The organism is Pelagerythrobacter marinus (genome assembly GCF_009827515.1).
Classification (GTDB): Bacteria; Pseudomonadota; Alphaproteobacteria; order Sphingomonadales; family Sphingomonadaceae; genus Pelagerythrobacter; species Pelagerythrobacter marinus.
In genome coordinates, this window is the sequence record NZ_WTYO01000004.1 from 284942 (window position 1) to 307531 (window position 22590).

Sequence of the window (22590 nt, forward strand, 5' to 3'; positions counted from 1 at the left end):
CCCAGATGCACGAAAACCTGTTCGAACCGCTGACGATGGGCGCCATCGAGACGCGCAACCGGATCCACATGGCCCCGCTCACCCGCGCGCGGGCCGACATTCCCAGCCTCGTGCCGAACGAGATGATGGTGACTTACTACCGCCAGCGCGCGAGCGCCGGGCTGATCATCAGCGAGGCGACCGGCATCAGCGTCGAAGGGGCCGGCTGGCCCGCCGCGCCCGGGATCTGGAGCCGGGAACAAGTCGAAGGCTGGAAGGCCGTGACCCGCGCGGTGCACGAGGAAGGCGGGCAGATCGTCCTCCAGCTCTGGCACATGGGACGGCTGGTCCACCCCGACTTCCTCGGCGGCGAGGCCCCGGTCTCGGCCAGCGCGACCACGGCCCCGGGCCACGCCCATACCTACGAAGGGCGCAAGGATTACGAGCCCGCCCGCGCGCTGTCGGTCGAGGAGATCGCCCGCGTGGTGGAGGATTATCGCAAGGCCGCGCAGAACGCGAAGGAAGCCGGGTTCGACGGGGTCCAGCTCCACGGCGCCAATGGCTACCTGGTGGACCAGTTCCTGCGCGACGGGACCAACCACCGCGACGACGAATACGGCGGCCCGCCCGAGAACCGCGTCCGTTTCCTGCGCGAAGTGCTGACCGCGCTGGTCGACGTCTGGGGCCCGGAACGCGTCGGCCTGCGCCTCAGCCCCAACGGCGAAACGCAGGGCTGCGACGACAGCGACCCGGCGGCGACGTTCGGCGCCGCGGCCGAAGTCGCCCAGGCGCTGGGCATTGCCTTCCTCGAACTGCGCCAGCCGGGGCCCGAGGGCACTTTCGGCAGCACCGAGGTGCCGCAGCAGGACGCGCTGATCCGCCGGATCTACAAGGGGCCGCTGATCCTCAATTCGGACTATACGCCCGAAGAGGCGGCGCGCGATGTCGCCAGCGGGCGGTGCGACGCGGTCAGCTTCGGCCGGCCGTTCATTTCCAACCCCGACCTTCCCGCCCGCATCGCGCGCGGCGCCGAACTGGCGCCCAACGTCAACGTGCCGCACAGCTGGTACGGGCGCGGTCCCGAAGGCTATATCGACTATCCCGCCCTCGAAGAGGCAAGCATCGACGCCTGAGGTCAGTCCGGCCCGTCGCCGGCCTCGCCGGTGGTGGGCGACGCGGCGGGCGGAGTTTCGTCGCCGCCCGCCTCGCCCGCTTCCGCATCGCCGGCCGGGGCCTCCCGCGCGGCGGGCCCGGCCGGGGCGGCGGCGGTTGCCGCCTGCCCTGCGCCGGCGCTTCCCCCGCGCTCTTCCAGCGGCGGCGACTGCGAACGGACCGTGTCGAGCGGCAGCATCTCGTCGCTGATCGTGCCGCCCAGCACTTCCCCGCGCGCGGCATCGCTCTCGGCCTCGCCCGCCGGTTCCCCGCCGCAGGCGGCCAGCGCGATTGCCAGCGCGCCGGCCAGCGCCGGGCCCCGAGCCTGGCCTTTCACCCGTACCGCAAGTGCGCCCCGCCGCGCCGTGATCTTCATGTTCGCGTCCTTCCGCTTCATCGCTTCGCTTTGCAGGCGCGCGACAGGCCATCGAGAAAGCCCTCCGCGCGCCGTTCCAGCGCCTCGTCCCATTCGGCCGGCGCCACCGCGACGCCGAGCCGGTCGAGGCTCGTCACCCCATATTCGGAAATCCCGCAGGGAACGATCCCTGCAAAATGCGACAGGTCGGGCGCGAGGTTGACCGCGAAGCCGTGCATCGTCACCCAGCGGCGCACCCGCACGCCGATCGCGCCGATCTTCGCCTCGGTCCCGTCGATATCGCGCGTCCAGATGCCGATGCGGCCTTCCGCGCGCCAGGCCTCGACCCCGAAATCGGCCAGGGTGTCGATCACCCACCCCTCGATCGCATGGACGAAACAGCGCACGTCCCTGCCCCGCCGGTTGAGATCGAGCAGGACGTAGCCGATCCGCTGGCCCGGGCCGTGATAGGTGTAGCGCCCGCCGCGCCCCGTTTCGACCACTTCGAACCGGGGGTCGAGCATCTCGGCCGGGGCGGCGCTCGTCCCCGCCGTATAGACCGGCGGATGTTCGAGCGACCAGACGAGTTCGCGCGCCTCGCCCGCGGCAATGGCCCGGTTGCGCGCCTCCATCTCGGCCAGCGCGGCGCGATAGGGGACCTGCCCCCCTTCGCGGCGCCATTCGATATCGTGGTCCAGATTTCCCGACATTGCCGATTGCGTGGCGCGCCTTGCCGGGCTTATCAAGGGGGCAGCGTAAAACGAGAGGGGCAGATCAATGAAATTCGACATGGGGCGCGCCTGGAGCGAAGCCGTTTCGCTGCTGAGCGCGAACAAGGAACTCCTCGCGGTCATCGCCGGGATCTTCATCTTCCTGCCCAACCTTGCCCTGGCCCTGTTCGTGCCGGAAGCGATGGAGGGCCCGGCCGCGCTCGACCCGGAAGACCCGATGGCGGCGGTCCAGGGTTTCTATGCCGCCAATGGCCTGTGGTTCTTCCTCGTCGCGATCGTCCAGTCGATCGGCACGCTGTCGCTGCTGGCGCTGCTGCACGATAGGCGGCCCACGGTGGGCGAGGCGATCCGCACCGGCCTGATCGTCCTGCTGCCCTATTTCGCGGCGCAGGTGCTGCTGGTCATCGGTCTCGCGATCGCGCTGGGCGTTCCGGTCGGCGTCGCGGGCCTCCTGGGCGGCACGACCGCAGCCGTGGTGCTGAGCCTTCTCGCGGTCGTCGTGGCGATCTACGTCATGGTCAAGGTGTCGCTCGTTTCGCCGGTCATGGTCCTTGGCAATACGCTCAATCCCGTGCGGGCCCTGCGCGATTCGTGGCAGCTGACCAAGGGCAACAGCCTGCGGCTTTTCGCCTTCTACCTGCTGCTGCTGATCGCGATCGTCATCGCGGCGATGGTGATCACCATGGTGATCGGCCTGTTCGTCGCCATGCTGGGCGAGACCACGGCCGGCCTGCTGGTCGGGGGCGTGCTGAACGGCATTCTCACAACGATCTGGAGCGTCGTATTCGTCTGCGTGCTGGCGGCCGTTTACCGGCAGCTGTCCGGCCCCTCGACCGAGGCGGTCAGCGAGACTTTCGAGTAGGGATCTGCCCCGAAAGGGCGGGGGGCGCCCGATCGCGAATGCGGAGCGGCCCGGCCCCCCGGCGGGATCAGGCCGCTTCGTCCTTCCAGCCCCAGAAGAGCTGGCAGGGCAGGACGTTCCACAGCTCGAACCCCTGCTCTATGCGCGCGAAGTGCGGCGCCATGTAATCGCGCGCCCTGGCGCTGAACTGGTAGACCAGGAAAGCGCCGCCGGGCCGCAGGACATCGTGCGTCGCCTTCGCGATCGCCGGCCCGACCCCTTCGGGCAGGGTGGAAAAGGGCAGGCCCGAAAGGACGTAGTCCGCCTCTTCATACCCGATCGCGCGGACGATTTCCTCCACGTCGGCGGCCGAGCCGTGGACCGCGACGAAGCGGCTGTCGGTGATCGTGCGCTTCAGGTAATCGATGTAAAGCGGGTTGGTATCGATCACCAGCAGCTTGCCGTCGCGCGGGAGGCGCTCCAGCACCGGGCGGCAGAACGTGCCGACGCCGGGGCCGTATTCGACGAACAACTTGCATTCTTCCCATTTCACCGGGGCCAGCATCTTGCGGATGGTGAAGCGCGAAGAGGGGATGATCGACCCGACCATCCTGGGATGTTCGACAAAGCCCCGAAAGAACACGCCCCATTGCCCGAGCAGGCGGCCGACGTGGTCGCGGAGCCGGGTGCGGCGGGTAACCGCCAGATCGTTACTGTTCGACAAGAAAAGTGCCTCGCTCGATTGCGTTGGTGCCAAGCTGCCGCAATCGCGCGCCGTTTGCAAATCGACCGCGATATTGCAAGCGTCGCGCGCCCGGCCTAGCGCAAGTCGCGATGGCCGACCGCGAACCCGATCCCGCCCCGCAGATGTTCCAGCCGGCCCCGCCGCTCGGCATTTCGCGCGGGCGGATGGTGCTGCTGTTCCTGGTCATGCTGGTGACGGCCGCCGGCAATACCGCGATGCAATCGGTCATGCCCTCGATCGGGACGGCGCTGGGCGTGGCCGACGTGTGGATCTCCATCGCCTATACCTGGTCGGCGCTCTTGTGGGTGATCTGCGCGCCGATCTGGGCCCGCCGGTCCGACCGGCGCGGGCGCAAGGCGATGATGGCCATCGGGCTTGCCGGTTTCATCGCCTCGTTCGCGCTCTGCGGTCTCGTGCTGATGTTCGGGCTGGCCGGGCTGATCCCCGCGGCGGCCACGCTGATCTTCTTCGCCGCCGCGCGCAGCCTCTACGGCGGGTTCGGCTCGGCCGCGCCGCCCGCGGTCCAGGCCTATGTCGCCAGCCGGACCCCGCGCAGCGAGCGGACCAAGGCGATGGCCCTGATCGCCTCCAGCTTCGGCCTCGGCACCGTTATCGGGCCGGCGCTGGCCCCGCTGCTGATCTTCCCCGCGACCGGCCTGGTCGGCCCGTTCTTCGCCTTCGCCGCGGTCGGGGTTGCGGTGCTCGTCGCCCTGCGCCTGCGCCTGCCCAACGATGCGCCCAGCTTCGCCGCGCGCGGCGACGTCGTGGCCGCGCCGTTCAGCGCCAATTCCAATCCCAGCGTCGAGCGGGACGAGAGCGACGAGGGCGAAGCCGCCGGCGCGGCCGGCGAAGAGGCGATCGACCCGGAGACGATCCCCGACCTCACCTGGCGCGACCGGCGGCTTCGCCCCTGGGTCATCGCCGGGCTTCTGGGCGGGCACGCCCAGGCCGCGACGCTGGGGATCATCGGCTTCTTCATCCTCGACCGGCTGGGCCTGCGCAGCGACCCGGCGGCCGGCACCGGCCCGATCGGGCTGATCCTGATGTGCGGCGCGATCGCCACCCTGCTCGCGCAATGGGGCCTGATCCCGATGCTCAGGCTGGGGCCGCGCGCGTCCACGCTGTGGGGCATGGCGCTGGCGATCGTCGGCGTGCTCGGCTTCTCGCTGGCGCAGGATCTTCACGCGATCGCCCTGGGCTTCGCGGTCGCCTCGCTCGGCTTCGGGCTCTACCGCCCCGGGTTCACCGCCGGGGCCTCGCTCGCCGTGACGCGCAAGGAACAGGGGCAGATCGGCGGCATCGTCGCCTCGATCAACGGCGCGGCCTATGTCATCGCGCCGGCGGTGGGCGTCTGGCTCTACGGCCACCACCAGTGGATCGGCTTCGCCGCGATCTGCCTGCTCTGCGCGGCCGTCTTCGTCCTCGGCTGGCGCTCGCTCGATGCCGACGCCGTGCTGGAAGGGCGCGCGCTCGACGATGGCTAGAGGATTTCCTCGACTTTCTCCTTCGGGCGGCAAAGCCTGACGCCTTTGGCGGTCTCGACCAGGGGCCGCTCGATCAGCTTCGGCTCGGCGGCCATGGCATCGAGCACCTCATCGTCGCTCGCCTCGGTCAGGCCGCGCTCGGCCGCGTCGGTGCCGCGCAGGCGCAGGCCCTCGCGCGGGGAGATACCGGCATCGCGATAGAGCTGCGCCAGCTTCTCGCGCGAAGGCGGCTCCTTCAGGTATTCGACGACCCTCACCTCGACGCCGTCGCGCGCCTCGAGGATGGCCAGCGTGTTGCGCGAAGTGCCGCACTTGGGGTTGTGCCAGATCGTCGCCTTCATCGTTCTCGTCTCCGCTTCGGTCGGTTCGCCCTGCCTCTAACGTGCTGAGGGGTGGCCGAAAAGCCACAGCACTGCCCTTTCCGACCGGTTCGCCGAACCAGGCTCATTGCAAATGCGAGTTTGTTGCAATAGCGGCGCGGCCGGAATTATTCAGCACAGGACAACCGATCGATGACCCACCTGACACTGCGCATCGCGCTCCTGGCCGGCGCAGCGGGCATGGCCGCCCCCGCCCTCGCCTCCGATTCCGCCGACGGCGACCCCGCGGGCGAGCGCGACTATCTGCCCCGCGAAATCGTCGTGACCGGCGCGGCCGACGGCTACGGCCTCGAAGACGGGTCGAGCGCGACCAGGACGCCGACCCCGCTGATCGACGTGCCCCAGGGCGTGAGCTTCCTCACCGCCGACCAGCTGGAAGACCAGTCGATCCGCCAGCTGAACGAGGCCCTGCGCTATGTCCCGGGCGTGAGCATGGAAACGGGCGAAGGGCACCGCGACGAGGTCTTCATCCGCGGCCAGGAGACGACGGCCGACTTCTACCTCGACGGCCTGCGCGACGATGCGCAGTACTATCGCTCGCTCTACAACATCGAGCGGGTCGAGGTGCTCAAGGGCGCCAATGCCCTGATCTTCGGGCGCGGCGCGGGCGGCGGCGCGATCAACCGCGTCAGCAAGACCGCCCGCCCGGACGAGGTCTTCGCGCGCGGACAGGCCTCGGTCGATACGTTCGGCGCCTTCGCCCTCCTCGGCGATCTGAACCAGCCGCTTTCGGGCGACGTCGCGCTGCGGATCAACGGCACTTACGAGGAATTCGACAGCCACCGCGACTTCTACGAAGGGCGCTTCATCGGCATCGCCCCCACCCTGACCGCGCAGCTGGGGCCGCAGACGCGGGTGACCGCCAGCTACAGCTACGACGACGACCGGCGCGTGACCGACCGCGGCGTCCCCTCGTTCCAGGGCGGCCCGCTGCGCGGCCATGACGAGACGTTCTTCGGCGATCCGGACTTCAACCGTGCGCGGGCGAAAGTCCACATCGCGAAGCTGCGGCTGGACCACGCGTTCGGCGCCGGTCTCACCGCCAATGCCACGGTGCAATATGCCGATTACGACAAGATCTACGCCAATATCGTCCCCTCGGGGACCGACGGCGAGACGGTCACCCTCGGCGGATACCAGGACACGACCGCGCGCGAGAACGTGATCGGCCAGGCCAACCTCGTCTGGCAGGCCGGCGGCGAGGGCATCGGCTCGACCCTGCTGATCGGCGTCGAGGCGGTCCGGCAGGACACGCAGAACGCCCGCCGCACGGTGGCCTTCGACGACACGAACGAGACCCCGCTGGCCGACCGCATCGTCGTGCCGCCCTACACCCTCGCCCCTGCCAGCCGCTCGCGCGACAGCCAGCTCGAAACGCTGTCCGCCTACCTGCAGGAACAGCTGCGCATCGGCGATCACGTGGAACTGGTCGCCGGGCTGCGCTGGGACCGGTTCGACCTCGACACGCGCGACCTGATCGGCGGCACCCCGGGCGGCCGGGTGGACGAGAAAGTCAGCCCCCGCCTGGGCCTGATCGTCAAGCCGGTCACCGGCCTGTCGCTCTATGCCAGCTTTGCCGAAAGCTTCCTGCCCCAGGCCGGCGACCAGTTCCTGATCCTGAGCCCGGGCGACAGCGAGTTCGAGCCGGAAAAGTTCACCAATTACGAGATCGGCCTTAAGTGGGCGCCGGTGGAGGACGTGCTGGTCACCGCGGCGGCGTTCCGCCTCGACCGGACGAACACCCGCGCGCCCGATCCCGACCAGCCGGGCCTCGTCGTCCTCGCGGGCGAAAGCCGGGTCGAAGGGTTCGAGATCGGCGCCGCCGGCGCGGTGACCGATTTCTGGCAGGCGAACCTGGGCTATACCTATCTCGACGGCGAACTGCTGACGACGTCCAGCTTCGGCCCGGCGGGCGCGCGGCTGCAACAGCTTCCGCGCCACCAGGTCGCCGCCTGGAACCGCTTCGACATCAACCCCAGCCTCGGTTTCGGGCTGGGCGTCGTCCACCAGTCGAAGCAGTATGCCAGCTTCTCGAACACGGTCGTGCTGCCCGCCTACTGGCGCGTCGATGCCGCGGCCTACTACACGGTCAGCGACAATCTCTCCGTCCAGCTGAACGTCGAAAACCTGTTCGACGAGGCTTACTACCCCAGCGCCCACGGCAACAACAACATCCAGCCAGCCGAGCCGTTCAGCGCGCGGATCGGCCTGCGCTTCGCGTTCTAGGCCGGGGGCGGCCGGGCCGCCGGGCGGCGCTCAGTCCCCTTCCGGGGGGCCGGGCGCGGCCAGGGCCGGCACGTCCTTCGCCGCGTCTTCGGCGCTGATCCCGGGCGCCGGGGCGGCGCTGATCCGTTCGACCCGCCGCGCGACCCGGCCGGCCCGCCGGATCGCGCGGACGAGGCGCGGCTGGACGCCGCAGCGGCACAAGTTGGGAACGGCGGCCGCGATCTCTTCGTCCGAAGGATCCGGGTTGCGCCCGATCAGCGCGGCGGCGGCCATCGCGATCCCCGGGGTGCAGAACCCGCACTGGATCGCCTGTTCGGCGACCAGCGCCTGCTGCACCGGGTGCGAGCGATCGCGGCTGAGCCCCTCGATCGTGGTCACGAAGCGGCCTTCCGCCTCGGCCAGCGTGATCAGGCAGCTTCGCAGCGCCTCCCCGTCGACGATCACCATGCAGGCCCCGCAGTCGCCCACGCCGCAGCCGTACTTGGTCCCCGTCAGGTTGGCCGCGTCGCGCAGGGCCCACAGCAGCGGGGTTTCGGGGTCCATCGCGAATTCGACGGGCCGGTCGTTGACGGTAAGCGCAGTCATTCGGTGTCCGGGGCCAGGTCCATCGCCCGCCGTTATCGCACAGCGGGCCACGGGCACAAGCTTGGCGCTAGGCAGATCGCGATCGGGCGGCTATCGGCCGGGGCATGAGCGAGGCGGCAAAGCTGACGCGCGGTTCGATCCGCGGCCATCTCGTGCACCAGACATTGCCGATGACGGTGGGCGTGGCGGCGATCATGTCGGTCGGGCTGGTCGATGCCTATTTCATCGGGCAGCTCGGCAGCGCGCAGCTGGCGGCCGTCGCCTTCGTATTCCCGGTCACGATCGCGCTTTCCAGCCTCGGCGTCGGGGTCATGGTCGGCGTCAACGCCGTGATCGCCCGCGCGCTGGGCGAAGGCGATGTCGAGCGGGCGGCGCGGCGAGCGAATTTCGGCGTCGTCTTCGCGGTGGCGCTGGGCCTCGCGCTCGGGCTGGCGCTCTTCGCCCTGCTCGACCCGCTGTTCCGCCTGATGCAGGCGAGCGACCGGCTGCTGCCCCTGATCCGCGCCTACATGGCGCCGTTCTCGCTCGGGATGCCGGTCCTGCTGCTGCAGATGGCGCTCAACGGGGTGCTGCGCGGCCAGGGGGAAGCGCGCAAGACCTTCCTCGTCTCGCTGACTTATGCCGCCGCGAACTGGGCGCTCGATCCGCCGCTGATCTCGGGCGCTTTCGGGTTTGCCGGCTTCGGCATTGCGGGTGCGGCCTATGCCTCGCTGGCGGGTTACGGCCTGGCGATCGTCGTCGCGCTGGGCCTGATCGGGCGCACCGTCCTGCCGATCCGCCCGGGGCTGATCCGCCAGTGCCGCTTCGCCGAATCGGCGCGCGCCATTTCGCGCGTAGCCGCGCCGGCCGCCTTTTCCAACGCGATCAACCCGATCGGCCTGTCGATCCTGACCGCCCTGCTCGCCTCGCAGGGGGAAGCGGCGGTCGCCGGGTTCGGCGCCGCGGGCCGGCTGCAGAGCTTCGCGGTCGTTCCGCTGCTGGGCCTGTCGGGTTCGATCGGCGCCATCGTGGGCCAGAACTGGGGCGCCGGGCGGCCCGACCGGGCCCGCCGCGCCATGCGCGAGGCGGGGGCCTTCTGCCTGCTCTACGGCCTCGCGCTGGCGCTGGTCCTGTTTGCCGCGGGGCAATGGTTCGCCGGGTTCTTCACCGACGATCCGGCGGTGGTGGCCGAGTTCGATCGCTACTTGCGGATCGCCGCCTGGGGCTTTGCCGGGTTCGGCCTGCTGATCGTGGCCAACGGCGCGCTCAACGCCGTGGACCGGGCGAGCTGGGCGATGGCGCAGAGCTTCGCCCGGGTGTTCCTGATCATGCTGCCGTTCGGCTGGCTGCTGCGGCCGGCCTGGGGCGCGCCGGCGATCTATGCCGCGGAGCTGGCCGCGAACGTGATCGGCGGCGCGATCGCCGCGCTCGTCGTCATGCACGCCCTGCGGAACTTTAGCGGCCGCGGGTGACGCTTCGTTAACCATCATTGGCCATACCCCCGGGCGATATCGGGGGCATGGACTTAGATGGACGACCTGCTGGCAGATTTCGTGGCCGAAACCCGCGAGATGCTTCAAGCGATCGAGGGCGAGATCGTGGCGTGGGAAGCCGATCCCGCGGACCGCGAGCGGCTCGACGCGATTTTCCGATTCGTCCACACGGTCAAGGGAAACTGCGGCTTCTTCGACTTTCCGCGCCTGGAAAAACTCAGCCACGCGGCCGAAAGCGCGCTTTCCGAAGTGCGCGCGGGCCAGCGCAAGGCCAGTTCCGGCCTGGTCAGCGGCGTCCTGGCGGTCATCGATCGCATTGGCGACATGGTGGAGGCGATCGATGCCGGCGAGCCCCTGCCCGAAGGGGGTGACGAACTGCTGGTCGCCGCGCTGGAGCCGAACGGCGAGGAACCGGACAGCGAGGCCCTGCGCAGCGAGGGGGAAACCGGCCAGCGCACGGCCCGCGCGGCCAGCGGAACCCGCTCGATCCGCCTGCCGGTGGAATTGCTCGACCGGATGATGGTGGGGGTTTCGGACATGGTCCTGGCCCGCAACGAGCTGGCGCGCAGGCTGCGCGAACAGGGGGCCGATCCCGCGCTGGAGGCGCCCTTCGAACGCCTGTCCTCGATCCTCGACAGCGTGCGCGAAGGCGCCACGCGGATGCGGATGCAGCGGCTGGAGCATCTCTTCGGCACGCTGCCGCGCATGGTGCGCGACCTCTCGGCCGAACTGGGCAAGCAGGTGATGATCGATCTCGACGGCGGCGACGTCGAGCTGGACCGCGAGATGATCGAATCGGTCCGCGATCCGCTGACCCACATCCTGCGCAATGCCATCGACCACGGGATAGAGCCGCCGTCCGAACGGATCGCCGCCGGCAAGCGCGAGATCGGCACGATCACCGTTTCCGCGCGCCGCACGGGCAACCGGATCGTCGTCGCCGTCAGCGACGACGGCCGGGGCATCGCGCTCGACCGGCTGCGCGAGAAGGCGGTGGCCGCCGGCATCCTTGGCCAGGCCGAGGCCGCGGCCCTGGGCGAGGAGGCCACGCTCGACCTCATCTTCGCGCCGGGTTTCTCCACCGCCGACGCGGTCAGCCAGGTGTCCGGCCGCGGCGTGGGCATGGACGTGGTGCGCGCCAATATCGAACGGATCGGGGGCTCGGTCACCGTGTCCAGCAAGGCCGGCCAGGGCACGATCGTCTATCTCTACGTCCCGCTGACGCTCAGCATCGTCGAGGGGCTGACGGTCCGCGTCGGCGAGCACACGCTGGGCCTGCCGCGATCCTATATCGTCGAGATCGCGCGCAGCGTCTCGCGCGCGATCTCGGTCGATCGCCTGGGCGACGGGATCTTCCTGACCTTCCGCGACCAGCGCGTGCCGTGCCTCGACCTCGCCGAAGTGCTCGACCTCGATGCGCCGGTGGACCTCGAACGTGCGACGTTCGTCTTCCTGCGGCTCGTCAGCGGCGACCTGTTCGCGCTGGCGGTGGACCGGGTGCTCGACAACGAGGATTTCGTTCTCAAGCCCCTGCCCCCCGCGCTGGAGGAAATCGGGCTGTTCGGGGGAACCGCCCTGCTCGACGACGGGCAGCCGATCCTGAAGCTCGACGTGCCCGCCCTGGCCGAACGGCACGGATTGGCGGGCCCCGGGCGGGTGCGCGCGAAAGTGGAGGAACCGGCGCAGGCGCCGATCCAGGCGCAGGCGCAGCACATCGTCGTGTTCGAAGGGTTCGACGGGCGCCGTCTCGGCCTGCGGATGCAGCCGATCCGGCACATCCACACGGTCCCGGTGTCGGCGATCGAGCGCACCGGTTCGGCCATGCTGGCCAACGTGGACGGGGCGATCCTGCCGCTGACCGGGATCGACGCCGTTCCGCAGGAGCGCGAGACCATCATCGCGCTTCGCCTGAGCGACGGAGAGGCGGAATTGCTCCACGCCGCGCGCGCGATCGTCGACACGGTGGAACTGGGCGAAGACGTCGTCCCGCTCGACGGCGACGACGCGCTCGAAGGCAGCGTGCTGGTGGAAGGCCGGATCGTCGGCCTCGTCGATACCCACCGGCTCTTCGCCCGCCACGGGCGCAGGGCCGTCACCACGCGGCGACCGACCTGCCGCATTCCCGCCGGCGATGCCTGGGCGACCGGCTTCCTCGCCCCGCTGCTGCAGGGCGCGGGCTACGATGTCCTGGGCGACGGCGATCCGCGACCGGCCGATGTCGCGGTGGTTCTCGACGAGAGCGCGCCGGGGGCCGCCGCGGGCCGCATCCTGCGGCTGCGTTCGCGCCCGGAACCGTCGAACGACGCGCCCGACAGCATCTATCGATACGACCGCGACGGCCTGCTCTCCGCCCTCGCCGGCACGCATGCGAAAGGCGCCTGATGGACGATCTCCTCCTCCTCACCCGGATCGCCGGGCGCCCGGCCGCCTTTCGCGCGGTGGACGTGCGCTCGATCATCGAACTCGGCACGATCACCCCGGTGCCGCGCGCGCCCGATTTCGTCGCCGGGATCACCGCCCTGCGCAGCCGCGCGCTGACCGTGATCGACGCGCGCCGGATCCTCGGCGCCCGGGGCGGTCGCGACAGCGCCGACGACCGCAGCCCGGTGGTGGACATCGCCGGCCATTCCTACGCCCTCCTGGTCGACAAGGTGGCCGACGTGGTCGCCGGGGTCGGCGCGCTCTCGCCGGTCGGCCCCACCCTCGGCCCGCGCTGGAGCGCCTGCGCCCAGGGCATGATCGAAACTGCCGCCGGGCCCGCGATCGTGATGGACGTGCCCGCCCTGATAACCGGCCCGCAGAAGGCCGCCGCTTAAACTCATGGTTACCCGGACGGTATAACCGGCAAACCGCAAACTAAGGATCGCACCAATGAAGACCTGCCTGATCGTCGACGATTCCCGCGTGATCCGAAAGGTATCGCGCCATATCCTGGAATCGCTGGGCTTCGCCGTCGAGGAAGCCGAAAACGGCCAGGCGGCGGCCGCCCAGTGCGAATCGGGCATGCCGGACCTGATCCTGCTCGACTGGAACATGCCGATCATGAACGGCATCGAGTTCATCAACCACCTGCGCCAGATGCCGGGGGGCGACAAGCCGAAGGTGGTTTTCTGCACGACCGAGAACGACGTCGCACATATCCGCGAGGCGATCGGTGCGGGTGCGGACGAATACGTGATGAAGCCGTTCGACCACGAAACGCTGCAGATCAAGCTCCAGCTCGTCGGCATGGCCTGACGGGGCCATGACGGCGCAGGGCACGATCACGGCCTCCCCGCACGGGGGCGCGGACGGCGCGGCATCGCCCACCAGGGTGATGATCGTCGACGATTCGCTGATCGTGCGCACCGTCCTTTCCAAGATCATCTCGGCCGAACGCGACATGGCCGTGGTGGGCAAGACGGGCAGCGCGGAAACCGCGCTGGCAAGCCTCGCCCGCACGCCTGCCGACGTCGTGCTGCTGGACCTGGAAATGCCGGGAATGGGCGGTCTCCACGCCCTGCCGCGGATCCTCTCGATCTGCCCGGGCTGCCGGGTGCTGGTCGTCTCCTCGCTGACCAGGGCGGGGGCCGAACACACGCTGGCCGCGCTTTCCACCGGCGCGGCGGACACAATGCTGAAGCCGCGCAGCGGCGAATTCGACGAGGCCTATCGCCAGGCGCTGCTCCAGCGCATCCGCGTCCTGGGCCGGCGCGGCCATCCCGGTGCGGAAGCACCGCGGCCGGCGCCGCCAACGCTGCGTTCGCGCAACCGCGCGGGGCCGCTCGAAGTGATCGGCATCGGCGCCTCCACCGGGGGCATCCACGCGCTCTGCGTCCTGCTGCGCAACCTGCCGCGGCAGCTGGCGGCCCCGATCCTGGTGACGCAGCACCTGCCGGCCAATTTCATGGCCGTTTTCGCACACCAGCTGGAACTGGCCAGCGGCCGCAGCGCGCGGGTCCTCGCCGGCCCGATGGCCTTGCGGCCGGGCTGCATCGTGATCGCCCCGGGCGATGCCCATCTCGTCCTGCGGCGGGAGGAGGACCGGCTGGTCGCAGACCCGGCCAGCTTCCGCGCCCCCAGCGGCTGCCTGCCCTCGGTCGACCCGATGTTCGAGAGCATGGCCGAAACGACGGGGGCCGGCGCGCTCGGGATCGTCCTGTCGGGCATGGGCCGCGACGGCGCGCTGGGCGCGCGAAGCCTGGTCGATGCGGGGGGCAATATCATCGCCCAGGACGAAGCCAGCTCCTCCGTCTGGGGCATGCCGCGCGCGGTCGCGGAAAGCGGGCTGGCCTCGGCCATCCTGCCGCCCGACAAGATCGCCCTCAGGATCGCGGTCCATGCCGGAGATGCGGCGTGGAAGTGACGCGGGCATCGCACCGGATCATCGCGGAGCTGCTGATGCGGCGGACGGGCCAGCAGCTGACGAGCGGCCGCGAATGGCGGATCGAGAGCGCGCTGGCCGGCCTGTTCCGCGAATACGGGATCGCCAATGCCGACCAGCTGGTCTGCCTGCTCGACGGCCCCGACGCCGACGGGCTGGCCCGGCGCGTGGTCGAGGCCCTGCTCAACAACGAGACTTATTTCTTTCGCGACCGCCAGCTGTTCCAGCAGCTGACCGAGACGGTCCTGCCCGATCTCGCCCGGTCGCGGGCCGCCACGCGCCGCCTGTCGATCTGGTCCGCCGGCTGCTCGACCGGGCAGGAGGCGCTGTCGCTGGCGATGATCTTCGCCGAGCGGCCCCAGGCCTGGCGCGGCTGGACGATCGACATCCTCGGCACCGACATCTCCGCCCAGGCGATTTCCGCCGCCCGCCGCGCGCGCTACAGCCAGTTCGAGATCCAGCGCGGGCTCGGCGTCGTGCAGATGCTCAAGCATTTCCGCGAAACCGCCCACGGGTGGGAACCGGACCCGGCGCTGCTCGCGCCGATCCGCTACCGCGTCGGCAATATCCTCGACGAGCAGGCCCGGCCGGAACGCTTCGACCTGGTCCTGTGCCGCAACGTCCTGCTCTATTTCGACCACGCGACGCGCGACACCGCGTTCGCCCGGCTGGCTTCGAGCCTGCGCGGCGACGGGTGGCTGATGCTCGGTTCCGGCGAAAGCGTGGGCGGCCGGTCCGACCTGTTCGAATCCGCGACCGAGGTCCAGGGCCTCTATCGCCGCGCCGGGCACCTGGCCGCCGAACAGCAAGGTAAACCCGCGTTTAACGCTTCGTTAGTGCAGCGCGGCTAAACGGTTCGCGATAAGAGGGGTTGGGGCACAGGCGGTGACACTGGAGGCAGAACAGCACGGCTTCGCACCGCGTTTGCTGGTCATCGTGCCCCTGGTGGTGCTGACCGCGATCTACGCCGCGATCTGCCTCGCCCTCCTGCTCGGCGACGACTACGGCTTTGCCCGGACATCGCACCTGATCCTGGGCGGCAGCGCGATCTACGCGATCGCCGTGCTCCTGCTGCTGCGGTTCGGCTTCGCGCATGTCGCCCGGCTCGAACGGCTGGGGATCACCGACAGCCTCAGCCAGCTGCCCAATCGCCGCGCGCTCCACCGCAACATCGCCTCGGGTTCGGGGCCGAACCAGGAAATCGCCGTCGCCCTGATCGATCTCGACGGGTTCAAGACGATCAACGACCTCTATGGCCACGGGATGGGCGACCAGCTGATCAAGGAAGTGGCCGCCAACCTGCGCCAGCTGTGCGGCGAGGACGCGGTCGCCTATCGCCTGGGCGGAGACGAGTTCGCGATCAGCCTGATCGGCCCGCTCGCCGGCACGCTGCTGGAGGGGATCTGCCGCGGGTTCCTCGAAACGCTGACCCACCCGGTCGGGGTGGCAGGCAAGAAGATCCCGGTGGGGGCGAGCGTCGGGCTGGCCCGCTGCACCGCCGCGGAGCCGCTCGATTCGTCCGAGCTCCTGCGCCGCGCCGACGTCGCGATGTACGTTTCGAAGCGCGACGGGAAGATGCGCTGCACCTGGTTCAAGCCCGAGTTCGACCATAGCCTGGAGGCCCTGCGCGATCTCGACAACGAGCTGCGCGCCGGCCTGCTCAACAACGAGTTCGAGGTTCATTACCAGCCGCTGGTCGATGCGCGCACGCACGAGATCGTGGCGGCCGAGGCGCTGCTGCGCTGGGCGCGGCCCGACGGGCGCGAGATCGGCCCCGACGTCTTCGTGCCGGTGGCGGAAGAATCGGGGCTGATCAACTCGATCGGCCAGTGGGTCCTGCGCCGGGCCTGCACCGATGCGCTGTCGTGGGACATCCAGCTGTCGGTCAACATATCCGCCGCGCAGCTGCGCAACCCGGAATTCCCCTTCCAGCTCGGCCAGATCCTGGAGGAAACGGGCCTGCCGCCCGAGCGGCTGGAACTGGAGATCACCGAGACCTGCCTCGTGCTCGACCCGGTGGTGGCGGAGCGCACGCTCGACCTCGTGCGCGGGCTCGGCGTCGATGTCGTGCTCGACGATTTCGGCACCGGCTATGCGTCGATCGGGTTCCTGCGCCAGTTCCGGTTCGAAAAGCTCAAGCTCGACAGGTCGCTGGTGGTCGATGCCGCCAGCGACGAAAGCTCGCGCGCGATGATGCTCTCCTCCATCTCGATGGCGCGCGCGCTCGCCATGCGCGTCACGGCCGAGGGGGTCGAGACCGAAGACCAGGCAACCATGGTCCGCAGCGCGGGCTGCGACCACCTGCAGGGCTGGCTCTACTTCGCGCCGATGCCCGCGCGCGACATCGCGCCCCATCTCTCACGCCCAGCTTCAGCAAACGGCGCCCGGAAAAGGCCGGGAAGGAAAGTAGCATGACCGCCCAGACAAAGATCATCGTCCCCGACGAAATGCGCGAGGAGATCGAGCAGGTCGTGCTCGATCACGCGGGCCCGGCGCGGCCTGTGCGCTCGGCCCTCTTCCGGCGGCTCAACGACCAGTCGCTGGGCCGCAAGCTCGCGCTGCTCAGCGGCGTGCCGCTGGCCGCGCTCGCCGCTATCGCGGGGCTGGCCTGGGTGGCGCTGGGCACGAACGATCCCGGGACCGCGGCCAGCCTGCGGTGGGTCATCGTCGCGGTCACGGCCGTGCTGATCGTGCTGGGCATCGTCGCGATACGCCTGGTCCTGGCGGGCACGTCGAACGCATTGCGCAAGCTGGCGGGCGACATGACCGCGCTCGCCGCCGGCCACCGCGACTTCACCATCAAGGGCACCGAGCGGCAGGACGAAGTGGGCGAGATCGCCCGCGCGTTCGAGGTCTTCGTCAAGTCGGGCCGCAAGCTCGACGAAATGTTCGAAACCCGCCGCGGCGAACGCAAGCGCCGGCGCGAGGAGATGCGCGCGCTCATCCGGTCGTTCGAATCGAACGTCGGCCACGTCGTCAACGGCGTCTCCACCGCATCGGTGCAACTGAAGCAGACGGCCAGCTCGATGGCCGAGGCCGCGGAGCGCGGCGCGGGGCAGACCTCGCGCGTGGCCCAGGCCATGGCCGAGGCGTCCTCCGGCGTCACCGCCGCCGCGGCCGCGTCGGACGAATTCGCAATGTCGATCGGCGAGATCAGCCGCCAGGCGGCCCAGTCGGCCGAGCTGGCGCGCGAGGCCACGGGCTCCACGCAGAAGGCCAACGACACGATTTCCGCCCTGTCGAAGACCGCGGAGGAAATCGGCCAGGTCGTGGAACTGATCTCCACCATCGCGCAGCGCACCAACCTGCTGGCGCTCAACGCCTCGATCGAGGCGGCCCGCGGGGGCGAGGCGGGGCGCGGGTTCGCCGTCGTCGCTTCCGAAGTGAAGGAACTGGCCGCCCAGACCGGGCGCGCGACCGAGCAGGTCGCCCGGCAGATCCAGGCGATCCAGGATTCGACCGGGGCCAGCGTGGGCGCGCTCCACGCGGTCGCCGAACAGGTCCAGCAGCTCGAATCGACGGCGATCTCGATCGCCTCGGCCGTGGACCAGCAATCGGTCGCCGGGCAGGAACTGGCGCGCAATATCGATCTCGCCGCGCGCGGGACCAGCGAAGTGCGCTCCAATGTCGAGCAGATCCGCGAAACCGCGCTCTCGACCGGGGCCGCCGCCTCGCAGGTGCTCAGTTCCGCGACCGAGCTCGAAGGCCAGGCCTCGACCTTGCGCGAACAGGTCGCCCGCGTGCTCGATGCGGTGCAGAAGCGCAACTGACGCGCCGCCCACCCCGCCGGCAAAGGCCGGCCGCAACTAGAGATTGCTGCCGCGCGCATCGCGGCGCTATGTGACCCCGACCGGGCACGGCGATGCCCGCGGACGGGGAGAGAGACGTGCCGGGGGCAACCCTAACCCGGATCGGCAAGCGTTTCGGCGCGGTGCAGCTGTTCGATGGCTTCGACCTCTCGGTCGGCGACGGCGAATTCGTGGTCGTCGTCGGGCCGTCGGGCTGCGGCAAGTCCACCCTCCTGCGCCTGGTCGCCGGGCTGGAAAGCCCGGACGAGGGCACGATCCACATCGGCGCGCGGCGGATCGACCGGCTGCCTCCCGGCGAGCGGGGAGTGGCGATGGTGTTCCAGTCCTACGCCCTCTACCCGCAGATGACGGTGGCCCAGAACATCGGCTTCCCCCTGCGCATGGCGGGCCGGCCGCGCGCGGCGATCGAGCGCGCGGTCGCACGCGCCTGCGACATGCTCGGCCTGTCCGACCTCGCCGGGCGGCGCCCGGCCCAGCTTTCGGGCGGCCAGCGGCAACGGGTGGCGATCGGCCGCGCGATCGTGCGCGAGCCGGACCTGTTCCTGTTCGACGAGCCGCTTTCCAACCTCGATGCCGGCCTGCGCGCGCGGATGCGGCGCGAATTCGCCGAACTTCACGCGCGCCTGGGCACGACCACGATCTACGTCACCCACGACCAGGCCGAGGCGATGGCGCTGGCCGACCGGATCGTCCTGCTGCGCGACGGGGGGATCGAACAGCACGGCACGCCGGAGGAGCTCTATCATCGCCCGGCATCGCTCTTCGCCGCGCGGTTCTTCGGCCAGCCGGCGATCAACGCCCTGCCTGCGCGCGTCGTGCAGGCGGACGCGGAGGGGATGGAAGTGGCGACCGGGCACGAGGGGGAACGCCTGGTCCTGCCGCCGCGCGCCGCCGGCCCCCTGCCGGCCGGCAGCCGCGTGACCCTGGCCGTCCGGCCCGAGGCACTGGCCGCCGCGCCGGGGGGCGGCCGGGTCCGCTTCGCCCCGCGCGCCGTCGCCTATGCCGAGTGGTTCGGGGGAGAACGACACGTGGGCCTGGGCACGGGCGACGGCGCGCTCACGTGGCGCGCGATGGGCGGCCCGGCGCCCGAAACCGGGGCCGCCGTCACCCTCTGGGCCGAGGCGCACGACGTCCTGGTCTTCGCGCCCGACGGGCAGGCAATGGCGAGCGCGCCATTGCCCCGTGTGTGAAAACGGTTACACTTGGCGCCGGAGAGGGTTGGTGCCGGAGAGGGGTGGCATGGTCACGATTCGGGATGTTGCGAAAGAAGCGGGCGTTTCGGTTGCCACCGTTTCCCGCGCGCTCAACGGCCATACCAACGTTACCAAGGAAACGCGCGAGGCGATCGAGGCCGCGGCCAAGGCGCTCAACTTCGTGCCCCATTCGGGCGCGCGCAGCCTGACGATCCGCCAGACCGACACGATCGGCGTGATCCTGCCCGACCTGTTCGGGGAATTCTTCTCCGAGATCATCCGGGGGATCGACATGATCGCCCACGGCGCGGGCAAGCACCTGCTGCTGGGCAACATGCACGGCAGCTCGCACGAAACGACCAGCGCGATCCGGGCCATGCGCGGGCGGGTCGACGGGCTGCTGCTGATGCCGCCCGATTCGACGGCCGAGCTGCTGACCGATCACCTCGACCCGGGGATGCCGACCGTGCTCCTCAACGCCCAGGCGGGCGGCAGCGACGTGCCCTTCGTCGCGGTCGACAACTATCACGGCGCGCGCACGATCACCGAACACCTGATCGATTGCGGGCGCAGGCGGATCGTCCACATCGCCGGGCCCAAGCACAACCGCGACGCGCGCGAGCGGCTGCGCGGCTTCACCGATGCCATGCGCGAAAAGGCGGGTGAAACGCAGCCGGTCGTCCTGCCCGGCGATTTCACCGAGGGCGCGGGGCGCGAGGCGGCGCGCCTGCTGCTGGCGGGGCAGGTGCCGGCCGACGCGGTCTTCGCGTCGAACGACGTCATGGCGGTGGGCCTGATCTCCGTGCTCGACGAAGCGGGCGTGGCGATCGGGCGCGACATGCTCGTCGCCGGTTTCGACGACATCCCGCTCGCCCGCCATATCACGCCGCGGCTGACCACGATGCAATCGAACATGGCGCAGCTCGGCTCCACCGCGGCCATGCTGCTCCTGCGCATGTTGCGCGGCGAACAGCTGGGCATGGCGCACGGGGTCGTCCTGTCGCCCAGCCTCGCCGGCCGCGAATCGACCCTCGGCCCCGAAACGGGCACCGCCAGATCGCCCGCCGGACGCGGGTAATGGGCCCCGGGCTTTCGCGCCGCCGCCTGCTCGTCTCGGCCGCCGCCGGGTCGGCCGCGCTCGCGCTGGGCGGCTGCGGACGGTCCGATGCGCTGACCTTCTGGGCCATCGGCAACGAGGCCGCCGCGCTGCCCGCGCTGCTCGATCGCCACGGCCTCGGCACCGTCCGGGTGCAACCCCTTCCCTGGTCGGGCGCGCACCAGAAGCTGTTGACCGGCTTCGTGGGCAAATCCCTGCCCGACCTGGCCCAGGTGGGAAACAGCTGGCTGGGCGAACTCGACGCGATCGGCGCGCTCGCCCCTGCCCCCGGCGATGTCACCGGCGGCAGCGACCCCTTCCCCGCTGTGATCGGCAGCAATCGCATTGCCGGGCGGCTGATCGCAGTGCCGTGGTATGTCGATACCCGCGTGCAGTTCTATCGCAGCGACCTGTTCGCGCGCGCCGGCTACGCGGCCCCGCCGCTGGAATGGGCGGCCTGGAAGCGCGCGCTCGCCCGGGTCCGCGCGCTGGCCGGGGGCGAGGCGTTCGGCGTCCTCCTCCCGCTCGACGAGTTCGAGCACCTGCAGACTTTCGCGCTCTCCGCCGGTGCCGGCTTCCTGCGCGAGGGGGGCACGCGCGGGGCCTTCGGCGCGCCCGAGTTCGTCGAGGCGCTGGGTTTCTACAAGTCGCTGTTCGACGATGGTCTCGCCCCCGTCGTCACCGGCGCGCAGATCGCCAACCGCTGGGCCGAGTTCGCCCGCGGCTGGTTCGCGGTCTATCCCTCCGGCCCGTGGATGATCGGCGAGATGCGCGAACGGCTGCCGCCGGCCATCCAGGGCAAGTGGGCGACCGCCCCCCATCCCGGCCCCGATGGGATCGGCGCCTCGGCCCCGGGCGGATCGAGCCTGGTCGTCTTCGCCGGCGGCGCGCGCCAGCGCGAGGCATGGGACGTCGTGCGCCGCCTGCTGCGCCCCGATGCCCAGCTCGCCCTGCACCGCGCGACCGGCGACCTGCCGGCAATGCGTTCGGCCTGGACCGGCGGCGCGCTCGCGGCGGACCCGGTTGTCGCCCCCTTCGCCCGCCAGATCGACCACGCGCGGCCCCTGCCCAAGGTGCCGGAGTGGGAACGGATCGTCACCGAGATGCAGGTCGTCGCAGAGCGCATGGTGCGCGGAGAGTTCACCGTTCGCGGCGCGGCGCGCGAGATGGACCGGCGGGTCGATCGCATCCTGGCCAAGCGCCGCTGGATGGCCGAGAGGGGCAAGGCGTGAGCGCAGGCGCGGGGCCAGGCACTGCCGCTGCCACGACCGTCGCCGCGGCGACGCGGGCGGAGCGGCGCGCCGGCTGGCTGTTCAGCGCGCCCGCGCTGCTCGCGATCGCGCTGTTCTTCGTCCTGCCGACGATCGCCTCGCTCGCGCTCAGCCTGACCGATTTCGACATCTATGCCCTGGCCGACATCGGCAACCTGCGTTTCGTCGGGCTGGCCAACTATTCCGCCCTCCTGGGCGATCCGCTGTTCTGGACCGCGCTGCGCAACACGCTGTGGTTCGTCGCCCTCGGCGTCCCGGCGATCATGCTCGTCGCCTTCGCCGCCGCGGTGCTGGTGAACGAGCGGCTCGTCGCCTGGCGGCCGCTCTGGCGCGCGGTCTTCTTCGCCCCCTATGTCGCCACCCTGGTCGCCGCGGCGGTCGTGTGGAAATACCTGCTCCACGCGCGCTACGGCCTGCTCAACCACGCGCTGGCGGCCATCGGCCTGCCGCCGGTGGACTGGCTGGGCGACCCGCGCTGGGCGATTCCCGCGATCACCCTGTTCGTCGTGTGGAAGAGCTTCGGCTACTCGATGCTGATCTTCCTCGCCGCGCTGCAGACCGTCCCGCGCGAGCTGGAGGAAGCCGCCCGGATCGACGGCGCCGGCTGGTGGTCGCGCCTGCGCCACGTCACCCTGCCCGCGATCGCCCCGGCGGCGGGCCTCGTCGCCGTGCTCGCCGTGGTGTCGATGTTCCAGCTTTTCGCAGAGCCATACGTGATGACCGAAGGCGGGCCGGCGCAATCGACGATCACCGTGCTCTACCTGATGTTCGACCAGGGGTTCCAGTGGTGGAACCTGGGCCTGGGGGCGGCAGTGGCCGTGGTCCTGTTCGGCTGCATCCTCGTCGCCGCGCTCGCCCCGGCGGCCGCGCTGCGGCTCTTTCGCGGGCGCGGCGGATGAAGGCGCGCC

General features: G+C 70.5%; 21 protein-coding genes. 16 read left to right on the top strand and 5 right to left on the bottom strand.

The features are described from left to right. The first annotated feature begins 5 nt into the window (after nt 1-5). Nucleotides 6-1112 (top strand): alkene reductase, encoded by a 1107-nt coding sequence (locus tag GRI72_RS10820; RefSeq protein WP_160733934.1) that lies wholly within the window; start codon nt 6-8, stop codon nt 1110-1112. Nucleotides 1113-1114: 2 nt separating this feature from the next. Here GRI72_RS10820 and GRI72_RS14595 read toward each other — a convergent pair whose 3' ends face one another. Together GRI72_RS14595 and lipB are read right to left on the bottom strand one after the other, a co-directional pair. Continuing rightward, nucleotides 1115-1507 (bottom strand): hypothetical protein, encoded by a 393-nt coding sequence (locus tag GRI72_RS14595; RefSeq protein WP_202389058.1) that lies wholly within the window; start codon nt 1505-1507, stop codon nt 1115-1117. A gap of 17 nt (nt 1508-1524) precedes the next feature. After that, a complete protein-coding gene (lipB, locus tag GRI72_RS10825; protein WP_160733935.1) occupies nt 1525-2196 on the bottom strand; it encodes a lipoyl(octanoyl) transferase LipB in 672 nt (223 codons plus the stop codon). A gap of 67 nt (nt 2197-2263) precedes the next feature. Between lipB and GRI72_RS10830 the strand changes: the two genes are divergently transcribed. Then, on the top strand, nt 2264-3079 hold the full coding sequence (locus tag GRI72_RS10830; RefSeq protein WP_160733936.1) for a glycerophosphoryl diester phosphodiesterase membrane domain-containing protein: 816 nt from the start codon (nt 2264-2266) through the stop codon (nt 3077-3079). Nucleotides 3080-3146: 67 nt separating this feature from the next. Here the strand turns inward: GRI72_RS10830 and GRI72_RS10835 are convergent, their stop codons facing one another. Then, a complete protein-coding gene (locus GRI72_RS10835) occupies nt 3147-3782 on the bottom strand; it encodes a class I SAM-dependent methyltransferase (protein WP_160733937.1) in 636 nt (211 codons plus the stop codon). A 110-nt stretch (nt 3783-3892) separates the two neighbouring features. On the opposite strand from GRI72_RS10835, the gene GRI72_RS10840 reads away from it, so the two are divergent. Continuing rightward, nucleotides 3893-5287, top strand: coding sequence for an MFS transporter (locus GRI72_RS10840; RefSeq protein WP_237487067.1), 1395 nt, complete (start codon nt 3893-3895; stop codon nt 5285-5287). Here the strand turns inward: GRI72_RS10840 and arsC are convergent. Further along, nucleotides 5284-5628 carry an arsenate reductase (glutaredoxin) gene (arsC, locus tag GRI72_RS10845; protein ID WP_160733938.1) on the bottom strand — a complete coding sequence of 115 codons (345 nt, stop codon included), beginning with the start codon at nt 5626-5628 and terminating at the stop codon, nt 5284-5286. The two genes, GRI72_RS10840 and arsC, sit on opposite strands and share 4 nt — an antisense overlap. Nucleotides 5629-5799: 171 nt before the next feature. Between arsC and GRI72_RS10850 the strand changes: the two genes are divergently transcribed. Next, nucleotides 5800-7893, top strand: a complete 2094-nt coding sequence (locus GRI72_RS10850; protein ID WP_160733939.1) for a TonB-dependent receptor — start codon at nt 5800-5802, stop codon at nt 7891-7893. Nucleotides 7894-7923: 30 nt separating this feature from the next. On the opposite strand, the gene GRI72_RS10855 is transcribed toward GRI72_RS10850, so the two are convergent. Further along, the gene (locus GRI72_RS10855; protein WP_160733940.1) at nt 7924-8478 is read right to left on the bottom strand and encodes a (2Fe-2S)-binding protein; all 555 of its coding nucleotides are present in this window, start codon (nt 8476-8478) and stop codon (nt 7924-7926) included. Between the two features lie 104 nt (nt 8479-8582). Here GRI72_RS10855 and GRI72_RS10860 point away from each other — a divergent pair, with 104 nt between their 5' ends. The 12 genes from GRI72_RS10860 to GRI72_RS10915 all read left to right on the top strand — a co-directional run bounded on the left by GRI72_RS10860 (nt 8583) and on the right by GRI72_RS10915 (nt 22581). Beyond that, nucleotides 8583-9929, top strand: a complete 1347-nt coding sequence (locus tag GRI72_RS10860; RefSeq protein ID WP_160733941.1) for an MATE family efflux transporter — start codon at nt 8583-8585, stop codon at nt 9927-9929. Nucleotides 9930-9986: 57 nt separating this feature from the next. Further along, on the top strand, nt 9987-12332 hold the full coding sequence (locus GRI72_RS10865) for a chemotaxis protein CheA (RefSeq protein ID WP_160733942.1): 2346 nt from the start codon (nt 9987-9989) through the stop codon (nt 12330-12332). Further along, nucleotides 12332-12766 (top strand): chemotaxis protein CheW, encoded by a 435-nt coding sequence (locus GRI72_RS10870; RefSeq protein ID WP_160733943.1) that lies wholly within the window; start codon nt 12332-12334, stop codon nt 12764-12766. Before GRI72_RS10865 ends, GRI72_RS10870 begins: the two co-directional genes overlap by 1 nt. 55 nt (nt 12767-12821) lie before the next feature. Continuing rightward, a complete protein-coding gene (locus GRI72_RS10875; protein WP_160733944.1) occupies nt 12822-13187 on the top strand; it encodes a response regulator in 366 nt (121 codons plus the stop codon). A 7-nt stretch (nt 13188-13194) separates the two neighbouring features. Beyond that, the gene (cheB, locus tag GRI72_RS10880; RefSeq protein ID WP_237487069.1) at nt 13195-14295 is read left to right on the top strand and encodes a chemotaxis-specific protein-glutamate methyltransferase CheB; all 1101 of its coding nucleotides are present in this window, start codon (nt 13195-13197) and stop codon (nt 14293-14295) included. Beyond that, nucleotides 14286-15164, top strand: a complete 879-nt coding sequence (locus GRI72_RS10885; RefSeq protein WP_160733945.1) for a CheR family methyltransferase — start codon at nt 14286-14288, stop codon at nt 15162-15164. The genes cheB and GRI72_RS10885 overlap by 10 nt, the downstream gene beginning before the upstream one ends. 34 nt (nt 15165-15198) lie before the next feature. Beyond that, on the top strand, nt 15199-16728 hold the full coding sequence (locus GRI72_RS10890; protein ID WP_337191172.1) for a putative bifunctional diguanylate cyclase/phosphodiesterase: 1530 nt from the start codon (nt 15199-15201) through the stop codon (nt 16726-16728). Beyond that, nucleotides 16725-18083, top strand: a complete 1359-nt coding sequence (locus tag GRI72_RS10895) for a methyl-accepting chemotaxis protein (protein ID WP_237487071.1) — start codon at nt 16725-16727, stop codon at nt 18081-18083. The genes GRI72_RS10890 and GRI72_RS10895 overlap by 4 nt, the downstream gene beginning before the upstream one ends. 116 nt (nt 18084-18199) lie before the next feature. After that, entirely contained in the window at nt 18200-19312 is a 1113-nt protein-coding gene (locus GRI72_RS10900; protein WP_160733946.1) for an ATP-binding cassette domain-containing protein, read from the top strand. 49 nt (nt 19313-19361) lie between these two features. Beyond that, nucleotides 19362-20393: a LacI family DNA-binding transcriptional regulator gene (locus GRI72_RS10905; RefSeq protein WP_160733947.1), complete on the top strand. Its 1032-nt coding sequence runs from the start codon at nt 19362-19364 to the stop codon at nt 20391-20393. Next, nucleotides 20393-21643, top strand: a complete 1251-nt coding sequence (locus GRI72_RS10910) for an extracellular solute-binding protein (protein WP_160733948.1) — start codon at nt 20393-20395, stop codon at nt 21641-21643. The genes GRI72_RS10905 and GRI72_RS10910 overlap by 1 nt, the downstream gene beginning before the upstream one ends. Further along, complete coding sequence (locus GRI72_RS10915) at nt 21640-22581, top strand: carbohydrate ABC transporter permease (RefSeq protein ID WP_337191173.1); 942 nt, start codon at nt 21640-21642, stop codon at nt 22579-22581. Before GRI72_RS10910 ends, GRI72_RS10915 begins: the two co-directional genes overlap by 4 nt. Nucleotides 22582-22590: the final 9 nt, after the last annotated feature.